11 protein-coding genes and 2 tRNA genes are annotated in these 14252 nt (G+C 58.9%); 9 read left to right on the top strand and 4 right to left on the bottom strand.

From position 1 onward, the window contains the following. The first annotated feature begins 30 nt into the window (after positions 1-30). Positions 31-1320, top strand: coding sequence for an adenylosuccinate synthase (locus tag ICA16_RS17760; protein WP_042557391.1), 1290 nt, complete (start codon positions 31-33; stop codon positions 1318-1320). Between the two features lie 139 nt (positions 1321-1459). Then, on the top strand, positions 1460-3394 hold the full coding sequence (locus tag ICA16_RS17755; RefSeq protein ID WP_150602629.1) for a methyl-accepting chemotaxis protein: 1935 nt from the start codon (positions 1460-1462) through the stop codon (positions 3392-3394). A 90-nt stretch (positions 3395-3484) separates the two neighbouring features. Here the strand turns inward: ICA16_RS17755 and ICA16_RS17750 are convergent, their stop codons facing one another. The 4 genes from ICA16_RS17750 to ICA16_RS17735 all read right to left on the bottom strand — a co-directional run bounded on the left by ICA16_RS17750 (position 3485) and on the right by ICA16_RS17735 (position 6732). After that, entirely contained in the window at positions 3485-5050 is a 1566-nt protein-coding gene (locus ICA16_RS17750) for an ABC transporter permease (protein ID WP_210701158.1), read from the bottom strand. Further along, positions 5050-6060: an extracellular solute-binding protein gene (locus tag ICA16_RS17745; RefSeq protein WP_150602627.1), complete on the bottom strand. Its 1011-nt coding sequence runs from the start codon at positions 6058-6060 to the stop codon at positions 5050-5052. The genes ICA16_RS17750 and ICA16_RS17745 overlap by 1 nt, the downstream gene beginning before the upstream one ends. A 317-nt stretch (positions 6061-6377) precedes the next feature. Beyond that, positions 6378-6464, bottom strand: a tRNA-Leu gene (locus ICA16_RS17740). Between the two features lie 181 nt (positions 6465-6645). Then, a tRNA-Leu gene (locus tag ICA16_RS17735) sits at positions 6646-6732 on the bottom strand. Between the two features lie 225 nt (positions 6733-6957). Here ICA16_RS17735 and rnr point away from each other — a divergent pair. The 7 genes from rnr (at position 6958) to dnaB (ending at position 14239) form a co-directional block, all read left to right on the top strand. Continuing rightward, positions 6958-9588, top strand: coding sequence for a ribonuclease R (gene rnr / locus ICA16_RS17730; RefSeq protein WP_150617998.1), 2631 nt, complete (start codon positions 6958-6960; stop codon positions 9586-9588). Next, positions 9585-10349 carry a 23S rRNA (guanosine(2251)-2'-O)-methyltransferase RlmB gene (rlmB, locus tag ICA16_RS17725; RefSeq protein ID WP_150602625.1) on the top strand — a complete coding sequence of 255 codons (765 nt, stop codon included), beginning with the start codon at positions 9585-9587 and terminating at the stop codon, positions 10347-10349. Before rnr ends, rlmB begins: the two co-directional genes overlap by 4 nt. A gap of 294 nt (positions 10350-10643) precedes the next feature. Next, entirely contained in the window at positions 10644-11066 is a 423-nt protein-coding gene (gene rpsF, locus ICA16_RS17720) for a 30S ribosomal protein S6 (RefSeq protein ID WP_003236224.1), read from the top strand. Positions 11067-11094: 28 nt separating this feature from the next. Beyond that, positions 11095-11325, top strand: a complete 231-nt coding sequence (gene rpsR, locus ICA16_RS17715) for a 30S ribosomal protein S18 (RefSeq protein WP_003171373.1) — start codon at positions 11095-11097, stop codon at positions 11323-11325. Between the two features lie 36 nt (positions 11326-11361). Then, positions 11362-12255 carry a hypothetical protein gene (locus tag ICA16_RS17710; protein WP_150594047.1) on the top strand — a complete coding sequence of 298 codons (894 nt, stop codon included), beginning with the start codon at positions 11362-11364 and terminating at the stop codon, positions 12253-12255. 18 nt (positions 12256-12273) lie between these two features. Beyond that, positions 12274-12720: a 50S ribosomal protein L9 gene (gene rplI, locus ICA16_RS17705; RefSeq protein ID WP_042557398.1), complete on the top strand. Its 447-nt coding sequence runs from the start codon at positions 12274-12276 to the stop codon at positions 12718-12720. Positions 12721-12841: 121 nt separating this feature from the next. After that, entirely contained in the window at positions 12842-14239 is a 1398-nt protein-coding gene (dnaB, locus tag ICA16_RS17700; RefSeq protein WP_042557399.1) for a replicative DNA helicase, read from the top strand. The last annotated feature ends 13 nt before the right edge of the window (positions 14240-14252 follow it).

The raw sequence follows: 14252 nt of genomic DNA, 5'->3' as shown, positions 1-14252 counted from the left end.
ACCAAGTTTGCGCGAATGAGGACAAGTGTTATGGGTAAGAATGTCGTAGTCCTGGGCACCCAATGGGGTGATGAGGGCAAAGGCAAGATCGTTGATCTGCTGACCGAACATGCTGCCGCCGTAGTGCGCTACCAGGGTGGCCACAACGCTGGTCACACCTTGGTGATCGACGGCGAAAAAACTGTCTTGCACCTGATTCCGTCGGGCGTGCTGCGCGAAGGCGTGCAGTGCCTGATCGGCAACGGCGTAGTGGTTGCTCCTGACGCCCTGCTGCGCGAGATCACCAAGCTGGAAGAGAAAGGCGTACCGGTGCGCGAGCGCCTGCGTATCAGCCCGTCCTGCCCGCTGATCCTGTCCTTCCACGTAGCGCTGGACCAGGCTCGTGAAAAGGCCCGTGGCGAGCTGAAGATCGGTACTACCGGTCGCGGCATTGGCCCGGCTTATGAAGACAAGGTTGCCCGTCGTGGCCTGCGTGTTGGCGACCTGCTCAACATGCCGCGCTTTGAAGACAAGCTGCGTGAACTGGTGGATTACCACAACTTCATGCTGGTTGGTTACTACAAAGAGCCGGCCATCGAGTTCGAAAAAACCCTCGCCGAGTGCAAGGAATACGCAGAACTGCTCAAGCCGCTGATGCTGGACGTGACGGCCGAGCTGCACGACCTGCGTCGCGCCGGCAAAGACATCATGTTCGAAGGTGCTCAGGGTTCGTTGCTCGATATCGACCACGGTACCTATCCGTACGTGACCAGCTCCAACACCACCGCGGGTGGCGTGGCGACCGGTTCGGGCGTTGGCCCGATGTTCCTGGACTACATCCTGGGCATCACCAAGGCTTACACCACTCGCGTAGGTTCGGGCCCGTTCCCGACTGAGCTGTTTGACGAAGTGGGTGCGCACCTGGCCAAACAAGGTCACGAGTTCGGCGCTACCACCGGCCGTGCCCGTCGTTGCGGCTGGTTCGACGCCGTTATCCTGCGTCGCGCTATCGATGTGAACAGCATTTCGGGCATCTGCCTGACCAAGCTGGACGTACTCGACGGCCTGCAAACGATCAACATCTGCATCGGCTACAAAGATGCCGAAGGCAAAGACGTTGCCCCGACAGACGCTGACAGCTACGTTGGCCTTCAGCCTGTGTACGAAGAAGTGCCGGGCTGGACCGAATCGACCGTGGGTGCCAAAACCCTGGAAGAGCTGCCAGCTAACGCTCGTGCCTACATCAAGCGCGTTGAAGAGTTGATCGGCGCGCCGATCGACATTATTTCGACGGGCCCGGACCGCAACGAAACCATCGTTCTGCGTCATCCGTTTGCTTGATAAGTCGTTGATGTAAAAAACAAAGGCCCCTTAATCGGGGCCTTTGTCGTTTATGCCTGTAGGACGGCATGACCTTTGCTGTGAATCTTCCTACAAGAGTGCCATCAAATTAATGGCGTCAGAAGTAGAGGGATTCATAGTGTCAGCCGTTCTCTCACTGTTACAAAGCCGTCTGTTGCGGCCCGTGTTCGTTACCCTTGGTATCGCCCTTTTGGTGCAGGTGTTGGTGGCCGTTGCCCTGACGCGGAGCACGGTCACGGCACTGGAAGCGGATCTGGCGGTGCGCCTCGGTGCCGACAGCCAGAAACTCTCCGGGGAACTGGAGCAGGCCGGGCGTGAAGTTACGTCGAGTCTCGACGCCTTGTCCGCCAGTACCCGTCAGCGTCTGACCGCCGGCTTGTCTTCACGCCTGAAGGACGAGCAGGCGCAACTGCGTGCGACGCTGGAAAAGGATCTGAAGGATTCGGCCAATGACATGGCCCAGTTGCTGGCTTCCGTCGCACCCCGCGCCATGTGGGACAGCGACGTGCCAACCCTGTCCGAATTCGCCCGGCGCGCCCAGCGCAATCCCAATGTGCTGTTCGTGGTCTACGACGACGCTACTGGCCAACATTTGACCCGTTACCTCAATCGCGAAAATCCGATCAACAAGGCCTTGCTGGAGAAGGGCCAGGGCGAACGTGCGCTGGATAAAGTGCTGGATGCGGCAAAGAACGATCCGTCGGTTTATTACCTCGAAGCGTCGATCAGCCCTAACGGCGTTGAAATCGGCAAGGTGCTGATGGGCGTCTCCACGGCCTCGGTAGAGACCGATCTGGCCGCGCTCGACAAACGCTTCTCGGCATTGATCGCGAGCAGCGATCAACTGGTCGGCGACAGCCTCAAAGGCGCCGCAGCCGATAGCGCCACAGCGATGCGCGCGCGCCTGCAATCGGCACAGTCCACCGCCGCCGAGATGAAATCCAACACGGCGAGCACTGTGCAGGACGCTGCCGCGACCTTGCGTTGGCGCATCGGTATGGGCCTCGCGCTAGTCGGCTGCGGCGTGCTGTTGCTGCTGGCCGTGGTGCTCGGCCATCGCGTGGTCAATCGCTTGAAAATGCTCAATGCAGCGATGGACGACCTGGCGGCGGGCGAGGGCGACCTGACCAAGCGTGTGCAGATCAACAGTAAGGACGAGATCGGCGACATGGCAGCAGCGGTGAACCGCTTTGTCGACAAGTTGCAGCCGATCGTGCGTGAGGCGGGCGATGTGGCCCAGCGCACAGGTGTGGAAATCGGCGCGATGACGCTGCGCAATGCCGGTGCCGATGCGGCTGCCGGGATGCAGCGTGACGAAGTCGCGGAAAGTCTGCGGGCGCTTTCGCAAATGGCGGACGAGGCCCAATCGGAAAGCCACGCGATGCAGGCAGCGTTGAAGCAGGTGGTTGATATTCGTCAGGCCACCGATGAGAACACTCGTACGTCGGCCAAGGTCGGCAGTCTGATCGAGGCGCTGGCGGGGCAGGTCGACACCGGGGCGAAAGTCATCGAGCGGCTCGCGCAGCAGAGTGAACAGATTGAAGTAGTACTGACGGTCATCCACGGGATCGCCGAGCAGACCAACCTGCTGGCATTGAACGCTGCGATCGAAGCAGCGCGGGCTGGCGAAACCGGGCGGGGGTTCGCTGTTGTGGCAGACGAAGTCCGGGCGCTGGCGAGCAAGACACAAAGCTCTACCGGCGACATTCAGGCACACATCGTCGCATTGCAGCAGGGCGCGCGGGAGGCGGTCGAGGCGATTGGCCAGGCCGGGCGTCAGGCCAGTGAAGGTTTGCTGGTGCTGCGCGACAGTGCGCGGTTGCAGCAGTCGGTGCAAGCTTCGGTCGAGCAGGTGCACGCGGCGATTGGTTTGGCAACGCAGGCGGCGGCGCATCAGGCTGCGGGTGCGCAAGCGGTACGTGGGCGCGTCGAGACGATTCATGTGCAGGCTGAAAAAGCGGCTCAGGCTGTGGTGGAAACCACGGCCAGTGGCAAGGTCCTGGATGGCTTGGCTGCGCAGCTTAAGGCGAGCCTGGGGCAGTTTCGGGCCTGAAGACCAAAAGATCGCAGCCTTCGGCAGCTCCTGCAGGGAAACGCAAAATCCCCTGTAGGAGCTGCCGAAGGCTGCGATCTTTTTGCTTTGTCAGCGGCTCAAATACATCCGCGTCGTAAGCAGATAGACGGGCAATCCCGAAACCAATATCAACAACGCCGCATAAGGCGCCGCCGCTGCAAACTCGACATTCGCAGTGTGCGCCCATACTTCGGTCGCCAAGGTGTTGAGTCCGGTCGGACTCAACAGCAAAGTCGCCGTCAATTCCTTCATCGCATCCAGAAACACCAACGCAAACGCCGCGCCCAATGCCGGGAAAATGATCGGCAGCGTCACCCGACAAAACGCCGTGAACGACGATGCGCCCAAAGTGCGCGCGGCTTCTTCGAGTTGCGGCGCAGCCTTGTTCAGGGCGGTGCGAATCGGCGCCTGAGCCAACGGCAAAAACAGCAGCGCATAAGCGATCAGCAGCAAACCAGATGTCTGGTACAGCGCCGGCACGTAATGCAGGGCGAAATACACCAGCGTCAGAGCGATCACCAGACCTGGCAGTGCATGCAACAGATACGGCAGGCGCTCGGCCCAGATCGCCAGTTGACCTTTGTAACGCACCACCAGCAGGCCGACCGGCACCGCCAGCAGCAGGCACAGCGCTGCGCCACCCAGTGACAACGCCAGCGACGACAGCAGCGCCTCGGTAATTGCCGCGACCGGGAATGCCGCCGATGACCCGACGGCCAGCCAATACGCCAACATGCCCAGCGGAATCCCGCTGCCGATAATCGCCAGCGTCAGGCAATACACCTGACCGACAGCGGCCCAGGATCCGAGCCTGACTTGTTCGGCCTGACGTGCCGCGCCCTGGCCGGTGCGTACGTGTCGGCCCTTGCCGCGCACGCGCAGTTCCAGCCATAACAGCACCAGGCACAGCGCTAGCAATACCGCAGAAAGCATCGCCGCATTAGCGTTGCTGAACTCCAGTTCGAACTGCTGATAGATCGCCGTGGTGAAGGTTTGCAGACCAATGATCGACAGCGCGCCAAACTCCACCAGCATGTGCAAGGCGATCAGCAACGAGCCGGCCAGCAGCGATGGCCAGAGCAGGGGGAGGGTGACGCGAAAAAACACCCCCCAACGGTTCTGGCCCAGGGTGCGGGCGGATTCTTCAAGGGATGGATCGAGATTGCGCAGGGTCGCTGCGACAGGCAAGAAAATCAGCGGGTATTTCGACAGGCTCATCACCAGAATCGCACCGCCAAGGCCTTCGAACTGTGCGCTCAACGACACCCAGGTGAAGCTGCTGACAAATGCCGGTACCGCGAACGGCAGGCATAAAATCACGCCCCATAGACGTCGTCCCGGCAAATTGCTGCGTTCCAGCAGCCAGGCCAGCGACAGACCGATCACGCCGCAGGTGACGGTCACGCCGACCATCAATGCCAAGGTGTTGCGCAGCAGGCCGAAAACGTAAGGGCGCCACAACAAGTGCAGCGCTTCGGCCCAGCCGGCCTGCCACGTTTTCAGCCCGACATACGCCAGCGGCAGCAGGCTCATCACCACCAGCAACAACACTGGCAGCACCAGCCAGATCGACGGCCGCTTGCGTCGTGGCACGTACCCCCCGCGCGCGGCGGGGGTGGCTAACGATGCGGTCATCAGTTCAAGCCAACTTCACGTTCCAGTTCCAGTGCTTCTTCAGCATTACCCAGGTCGGCCGGGGTGACATTCGGCGCTTCCAGCTCGCTGAACGGCTTGAGGCCGCGATCCGATGCCATACCTTTGTGCAGCGGATATTCGGCGGTGGTCTGAGTGATCACCCGCTGACCTTCTTCGCTGGCCATATAGGCGAGGAATTGCTGGGCTTCTTTTGGATGTTTGCTGGATTTCAGCACAGCGGCACTGGAGACGGTGATCAAGCCGCCGACGTCGCCGCCGGTGAAGTAGTGCAGTTTCGAATCCAGTTTGCCTTTCTCGCGCTGCAGGGCGAACCAGTAGTAGTTGTTCACCAGCACGGTGGCGACTTCGCCGTTTTCCACCGCTTTGAGCGCGACCATGTTGTTGCTGTAAGTCTTGCCGAATGCGCGCAGACCGGTCAGCCATTCTTCGGCGGCGTCACGACCGTGCATCTTGATAATGGCCACGGCCTGTTCCTGGAACGCGCCGCTGGTTGGCACGAAGCCGACTTTGCCTTGCCATTGCGGATCGGAGAACTCCATCACCGATTTCGGCAGGTCTTTCTCATCGATCAGTTTCGGGTTGTAGGCAACCACGCGGACCCGGGCGGTCACGCCGATCCAGGTGCCGTTACTCGCGACGTATTTTTCCGGCAGCACAGCCAGGGTGGCGTCATCGGCCTTGGCCAGCAGGCCTTGCTCGCCAAGTTTGTTCAGTGGCGGGGATTCTTCGGTGTAGATCACGTCGGCGGGCGAGCGGTCGCCTTCTTCGACGATCTGGCTGGCAAGCTGATTGCTGCTGCCCTTGCGGACATTAACGTGTATGCCGGTCTTGGCTTCGAAGGCTTTGGCGATCGCATCGCCGACTTCCTTGTGCTGGCCGTTGTAGAGAGTCAGGGAAACCGCATCGGCAGCCTGGGTGAGGGGAGTGGCGAGTGCCAGGCCGAGAAGGGTGAAGGTCAAGCCTCGGCGCAGGGTATTTCGAAACGTCATTCTCAGGGTTCCTCACTGTCGCATTGCAAAATCTTGCAACAATGATAAACGATATTGTTTCTCAAGTGCGCCTTGCGGGGTTGGTCGGGGTCTGGTACTGCAGTTGCTGCTCGTCCTTGTAGGAGCTGCCGAAGGCTGCGATCTTTTGACTTTTGCTTTCAAAAAACAAGATCAAAAGATCGCAGCCTTCGGCAGCTCCTACAGGGGGGGGCAATCGAATTTCGAGTGGGTCGCTTGGAGTTTCAGGAGAGCAGAAACGCAAAAACCCGCTTTCGCGGGTTTTTGAGAAATTCAGGGTCGTAACCTTGAATTTGAATTGGTGCCCAGAAGAAGACTCGAACTTCCACGACCTTGCGGTCACCAGCACCTGAAGCTGGCGTGTCTACCAATTTCACCATCTGGGCAATCATCGCAAGCGTTGCCGCTGTTGATGTGGCGCACTATACGGAGCGCTTTTTGATCTGTAAACCCCTGATTTAATTTTAATAAATCGGTTTTAACAAATCCTTTCCTTAGAATGCAAAAAACCCGCTTTCGCGGGTTTTTGTGTGAGTCTTGAAACTGATCTAGTCTCAAACTCGAAATTGGTGCCCAGAAGAAGACTCGAACTTCCACGACCTTGCGGTCACCAGCACCTGAAGCTGGCGTGTCTACCAATTTCACCATCTGGGCAGTATCGGCAGCGCTTGTGCGTCGTCGATGGCGCGCACTATACGGAGCGCCTTTTTAACTGTAAACCCCTGCTGCCGATTTTTTTGATTTTTTTTACCAGCGGTGTTCAAAACCAGTTTAAAACGGCGATACAGTGCTCTAGATGGGCCTTTATAGTCTGAAATTTCCCGTTTGATGGCGCCTATGCCAAACTAACCCGCATATAGACAAGGTGAAAACTCTCTAATGGCCGATTGGCAGTCCCTCGATCCCGAGGCCGCTCGTGAAGCGGAAAAATATGATAACCCTATTCCAAGCCGCGAACTGATCCTTCAGCACCTCGCTGATCGAGGTTCGCCAGCTGCCCGCGAGCAACTGGTCGAAGAGTTTGGTCTGACCACTGAAGACCAGATCGAAGCCCTGCGCCGCCGTCTGCGCGCAATGGAGCGCGACGCTCAACTGATTTACACCCGTCGTGGCACTTATGCGCCGGTGGATAAACTCGACCTGATCCTGGGCCGCATCAGCGGGCACCGGGACGGTTTCGGCTTTTTGGTGCCGGACGACGGCAGCGACGACCTGTTCATGAGCCCGGCGCAAATGCGCCTGGTGTTCGACGGTGACCGTGCGCTGGCCCGTGTTTCCGGCCTCGACCGTCGCGGTCGCCGCGAAGGCATGATCGTCGAAGTGGTCTCGCGTGCTCACGAAACCATCGTCGGCCGCTACTTCGAAGAGGGCGGTATTGGTTTCGTCGTCGCGGACAATCCGAAGATCCAGCAGGAAGTGCTGGTCACGCCGGGCCGTAACGCCAACGCTCAAATCGGTCAGTTTGTCGAAGTGAAGATCACTCACTGGCCGACGCCACGCTTCCAGCCGCAAGGCGATGTGGTTGAAGTCGTGGGCAACTACATGGCACCGGGCATGGAAATCGATGTCGCCTTGCGCGCTTACGATATCCCGCATGTCTGGCCTGAAGCGGTCTTGAAAGAAGCCGCCAAGCTCAAGCCTGAAGTCGAAGAGAAAGACAAAGAGAAGCGCATCGACCTGCGCCATCTGCCGTTCGTGACCATTGACGGTGAAGATGCTCGCGACTTCGATGACGCGGTCTACTGCGAAGCCAAGCCTGGCAAGTTGCGCCTGTTCTCCGGCGGCTGGAAGTTGTACGTGGCCATTGCCGACGTCTCCAGCTACGTGAAGATCGGTTCGGCGCTGGACAATGAATCTCAGGTTCGTGGCAACTCGGTGTACTTCCCCGAGCGTGTAGTGCCGATGCTGCCTGAGCAACTGTCCAATGGCCTGTGCTCGCTGAACCCGCATGTCGATCGTCTGGCCATGGTTTGCGAGATGACCATCTCCAAGTCCGGTGAAATGACTGACTACTGCTTCTATGAAGCGGTGATCCATTCCCACGCTCGTCTGACCTACAACAAGGTCAGCGCGATGCTGGAAACGCCGAAACTTACCGAGGCGCGTCAGCTTCGCGGTGAGTACAACGACGTTCTGCCGCACCTCAAGCAGCTTTATGCGTTGTACAAGGTTTTGCTGGCCGCTCGTCACGTACGCGGCGCGATCGATTTCGAAACGCAGGAAACCCGCATCATCTTCGGGACCGAGCGCAAGATTGCCGAGATCCGTCCAACCGTTCGTAACGACGCGCACAAGCTGATCGAGGAATGCATGCTGGCGGCCAACGTGGCCACCGCTGAATTCCTGAAGAAGCACGAAATACCCGCGTTGTATCGCGTTCACAACGGTCCGCCGCCGGAGCGTCTGGAGAAACTGCGCGCATTCCTCGGTGAGCTTGGTCTGTCCCTGCACAAAGGCAAGGACGGCCCGTCGCCGAAGGATTACCAGGCACTGCTGGCCAGCATCAAGGACCGTCCGGATTTCCATCTGATCCAGACTGTGATGCTGCGCTCGCTGAGTCAGGCGGTGTACAGCGCTGATAACCAAGGCCACTTCGGTCTGAATTACGAAGCCTATACCCACTTCACTTCGCCGATCCGTCGTTACCCGGACTTGCTCACGCACCGCGCGATCCGCAGTGTGATCCATTCGAAACAGGACACCCCGCACGTTCGCCGTGCCGGTGCGATGACTATTCCGAAGGCGCGCATTTATCCGTACGACGAAGCAGCGCTGGAGCAACTCGGCGAGCAATGCTCGATGAGCGAGCGCCGTGCCGACGAAGCCACTCGTGACGTAGTGAACTGGCTCAAGTGCGAGTTCATGAAGGATCGCGTGGGCGAATCGTTCCCAGGCGTGATCACTGCCGTGACCGGTTTTGGTTTGTTCGTCGAGCTGACCGATATCTATGTCGAAGGTCTGGTCCATGTCACCGCACTGCCGGGCGACTACTACCACTTCGACCCTGTGCATCACCGCCTGGCGGGCGAGCGTACCGGTCGCAGCTTCCGTCTTGGTGACACCGTTGAGGTGCGCGTCATGCGTGTCGATCTCGACGAGCGCAAGATCGACTTCGAGATGGCCGAAAAAACCATCAGCGCACCGATTGGTCGCAAGAAGCGTGGCGCCGAAACTGCTGCGCCCGCTGCCAAGTCTGCGGCAGAACCGGCTCCAGCGAAAACCGCTGGCCGCCGTCCTGCCAAGGAAAAGGCCAGTGAAGCCTATCGCCCGAGCGACGCCGTGGCGAAAAACGCCGAGCTGCGCAAAAGCCGTGAAATGAAGCAGGCTTTGCTCGCCGATGCGAAAAACGGTGGTAAAGCGGCGTCCGGGGGAAAGACCGGACGGTCGGCGCCTGAGAATGCGACCGGCGGCAAGCCAGCCAAACCGAGCAAGCACCGTAAAGGCCCGCCGAAAGCGGGTTCGGCTCCAGCCAAAAGTGGCGGGGCACGTAAACCGAAGGCGAAGTCATGAGTCAGTTGGAAAAAATCTACGGCGTTCACGCGGTAGAAGCGTTGCTGCGTCACCACCCCAAGCGCGTCAAGCAGATCTGGCTGGCTGAAAGCCGCAACGATCCGCGCGTGCAGACCTTGATCGAACTGGCCAACGAGAATCGTGTCCAGGTGGGTCAGGCCGAGCGTCGTGAGATGGACGCCTGGGTTGAAGGCGTGCACCAGGGTGTGGTGGCGGACGTCAGTCCGAGCCAGGTCTGGGGCGAGGCAATGCTCGACGAATTGCTCGATCGCACCGACGGTGCGCCACTGTTGCTGGTGCTCGACGGCGTGACCGATCCGCACAACCTCGGCGCCTGCCTGCGTTCGGCAGATGCTGCCGGTGCGCTGGCAGTCATCGTGCCAAAAGACAAGTCAGCCACCCTGACGCCTGTCGTGCGTAAAGTGGCCTGCGGCGCGGCGGAAGTGATTCCGCTGGTTGCAGTGACCAACCTGGCGCGCACTCTGGAAAAGCTCCAGCAGCGCGGTCTGTGGGTTGTCGGCACGGCGGGCGAGGCCGAGGTCAGTATCTATGACCAGGATCTGACTGGCCCGACCATCCTGATCATGGGTGCCGAAGGCAAGGGCATGCGTCGCCTGACCCGTGAGCATTGCGACTATCTGGTGAACCTGCCGATGGCCGGTAGCGTCAGCAGTCTCAACGTTTCGGTGGCCACCGGCGTGTGCCTGTTCGAGGCGCAGCGTCAGCGCGGTGCAAAAGCCAAGGCTGCTGCCAAGAAATAAGCCTGTTCAGGACCTGTAGGAGCTGTTGAGTGAAACGAGGCTGCGATCTTTTGATCTTGTTTTGAAAAAAACAAAGTCAAAAGATCGCAGCCTTCGGCAGCTCCTACAGATGTCTGTCGGTGATTGTACAAATAATCACCAATTGCCTTGCACCTCTTCAGTCCCTTCTCTACAATTGCGCCCCTTGCTGTGACGGCAGGCACGCATGTGCCCCGCGCCAGCAAGTCCATAAGTGTCATTCACTCCTTGTCTGACCGTTTTTGAGCGGCAGGCTACAACCCGTAAGGAGCATTCATGCGTCATTACGAAATCATCTTTTTGGTCCACCCGGATCAAAGCGAGCAAGTCGGCGGCATGGTAGAGCGTTACACCAAGCTGATCGAAGAAGACGGCGGCAAAATCCACCGTCTGGAAGATTGGGGCCGTCGTCAACTGGCCTACGCAATCAACAATGTTCACAAGGCTCACTACGTGATGCTGAACGTTGAGTGCACTGGCAAGGCCCTGGCCGAGCTGGAAGACAACTTCCGCTACAACGATGCAGTGATCCGTAACCTGGTCATCCGTCGCGAAGAAGCCGTTACCGGCCAATCCGAGATGCTCAAGGCTGAAGAAAACCGCAGTGAGCGCCGTGAGCGTCGCGACCGTCCTGAGCACGAAGGCGCTGATAGCGCTGATAGTGATGACAGCGACAACAGCGATAACGCTGACGAGTAATCCACGGACCTTTTAAGGAGCCTATCAAATGGCACGTTTCTTCCGTCGTCGTAAATTCTGCCGCTTCACAGCTGAAGAAGTGAAAGAGATCGATTACAAAGATCTCAACACTCTGAAAGCCTACGTATCCGAGACCGGCAAAATCGTTCCAAGCCGCATCACCGGTACCAAAGCTCGTTATCAGCGTCAGCTGGCCACCGCTATCAAGCGCGCCCGCTTCCTGGCCCTGCTGGCCTACACCGACAGCCACGGCCGCTGAGACCGGGCAGTCGACAAGTAGCAAAGGATTGAATGCATGCGTGCCTTAGCTGAGTTCATTATGCGAGGCCGTATGCAGGCCACTCTCGTAGTGGCCGGATGTGCAACATTGCCGTTGTTGTATTGGTTGGGTGCTGCCGCCGGGAGCCTTGTGCTTCTGCGGCGCGGATTGAAAGACGCTCTTGGCGTTCTTTCACTGGGGCTGCTGCCAGCGTTGATCTGGTGGTTGTATGCCGATGACCCACGGGCACTTCTGGTGCTTTTGGGATCTTCGGGGCTTGCGTTGGTTTTGCGCGCAAGTGAGTCCTGGGTTCGCACGCTGCTGGTCAGCGTAGCCGTTGGAGTGGTGTTTTCAGTGGTGCTCGGGGCGGCGTTTGCTGCCCAGATCGAGATGCTCGCGCAGGCCCTCATAAAGGTCATGCCAGCGCTTCTCGGTGAGACCTACAAGCAATTGTCGGTTGATGAGCAAGCGCGTTTCGCGTCCCTGATTGCGCCAGTCCTGACCGGACTGATTGCGGCCTTGTTGCAGATCGTCAGCGTGCTGAGCCTGATTGTCGGGCGTCATTGGCAGGCGTTGTTGTACAACCCGGGTGGTTTTGGTCGCGAGTTTCGCGCCATCCGGATCCCGCTGGGGCCGGCGATGTTACTGCTGGCGTTGATGCTTCTGGGCCCGAATCTCGGTGCACAGATGGCCATGTTGACGCCGTTGTGCAGTGTACCGTTGGTGTTCGCCGGACTTGCCTTGATTCATGGGCTGGTCGGGCAGAAGCGACTGGCCGGTTTCTGGCTGGTGGGGTTGTACGTCACGCTGTTGCTGTTCATGCAGCTGATCTATCCGTTGCTGGTGGTCTTGGCCATTGTCGACAGCCTGATTGATTTTCGCGGTCGTCACGTGTCGAAAGACACCGACAGCGCGAACGGTGAAGGTTAAAAGTTAGAGGATTTTCACATGCAACTGATCCTTCTGGAAAAAGTCACCAACCTGGGCAACCTGGGTGACAAAGTAAACGTTAAGGCCGGTTACGGTCGTAACTACCTGCTGCCTTACGGCAAGGCTACCGCCGCGACCCCAGCAAACATTGCTGCGTTCGAAGAGCGTCGTGCCGAGCTGGAAAAAGCTGCCGCAGACCGTAAAGCATCGGCTGAAAGCCGTGCTGCCCAACTGGCCGAGCTGGAAGTGACTATCACTGCCACCGCTGGCGACGAAGGCAAGCTGTTCGGTTCGATCGGTACTCACGACATCGCTGATGCACTGACCGCCTCCGGCGTTGAAGTGCAGAAGAGCGAAGTTCGTCTGCCGAACGGCACCATCCGCAACGTAGGCGAATTCGACGTAGCCGTGCACCTGCACGCCGAAGTTGAAGCCACCGTACGCGTTGTAGTGGTAGCAGCTTAAGCAACACCTGATCGGCTGGCGGCTTGTCCGTCAGACGGTTAACATCGGGCACGATCCTGTTTACAGGTCGTGCCCTTTGTCTTTCTGCAATCCCTGTTTTCACTAAACAACTCAAGTGGCCATGAACGATATCTCCGCTCCCGAGCAATACGATCTGCAAACCGCTGCCCTGAAGGTGCCGCCGCATTCCATCGAAGCCGAACAGGCTGTTCTCGGTGGTCTGATGCTGGACAACAACGCCTGGGAACGCGTGCTCGATCAAGTCTCCGACGGCGATTTCTATCGACATGACCACCGCCTGATATTCCGTGCGATCGCCAAACTGGCCGATCAGAACTCCCCGATTGACGTCGTGACCCTTGCCGAACAACTGGACAAGGAAGGTCAGACGTCACAGGTTGGCGGCCTCGGTTACCTCGGCGAACTGGCGAAAAACACGCCATCCGTCGCCAACATCAAGGCCTATGCGCAGATCGTTCGTCAGCGCGCGACATTGCGCCAACTGATCGGTATCAGCACCGAGATCGCCGACAGTGCGTTCAATCCGGAAGGCCGCACCGCCGAGGAAATCCTCGACGAAGCCGAGCGCCAGATCTTCGCCATTGCCGAGGCCCGGCCTAAAACCGGTGGCCCGGTGGGTGTGAACGAGTTGCTGACCAAGGCCATCGATCGTATCGACACGCTGTTCAACACCGACAACGCCATTACCGGTCTGTCGACCGGTTACACCGACCTCGATGAGAAGACCAGCGGCCTGCAGCCGGCTGACTTGATCATCGTTGCTGGCCGTCCGTCGATGGGTAAAACCACCTTCGCGATGAACCTGGTGGAGAACGCCGTGCTGCGCAGCGACAAGGCCGTTCTGGTGTACTCCCTCGAGATGCCAGGCGAATCGCTGATCATGCGTATGCTCTCGTCCCTCGGCCGGATCGATCAGACCAAGGTGCGTTCCGGTCAGTTGGAGGATGATGACTGGCCGCGCCTGACCTCGGCGGTCAACCTGCTCAACGATCGCAAGCTGTTCATCGATGACACGGCCGGCATCAGCCCGTCAGAAATGCGAGCGCGCACGCGGCGCTTGGCGCGTGAACACGGTGACATCGGCCTGATCATGATCGACTACCTGCAACTGATGCAGATTCCAGGTTCCGGTGGCGACAACCGGACCAACGAGATTTCCGAAATCTCGCGTTCCTTGAAAGCCCTGGCCAAGGAATTCAATTGCCCGGTGGTGGCGTTGTCCCAGCTCAACCGCTCCCTGGAGCAACGGCCGAACAAACGCCCGATCAACTCCGACCTCCGGGAATCCGGAGCGATCGAGCAGGATGCTGACGTCATCATGTTCGTGTACCGGGACGAGGTGTATCACCCGGAAACCGAGCACAAAGGCATCGCCGAAATCATCATCGGCAAGCAGCGGAACGGCCCGATCGGTTTTATCCGCTTGGCGTTCATCGGCAAGTACACCCGTTTCGAGAACCTCGCGCCGGGCAGCTACAACTTCGACGACGACGAATAAAGGCTGGCCGAAA

Origin of the sequence: Pseudomonas anatoliensis (assembly GCF_017976235.1) — a bacterium.
Taxonomy (GTDB): Bacteria; Pseudomonadota; Gammaproteobacteria; order Pseudomonadales; family Pseudomonadaceae; genus Aquipseudomonas; species Aquipseudomonas anatoliensis.
Note: the sequence above shows the minus strand (reverse complement) of the source record. Positions and strands in the feature narration are given on the sequence as shown.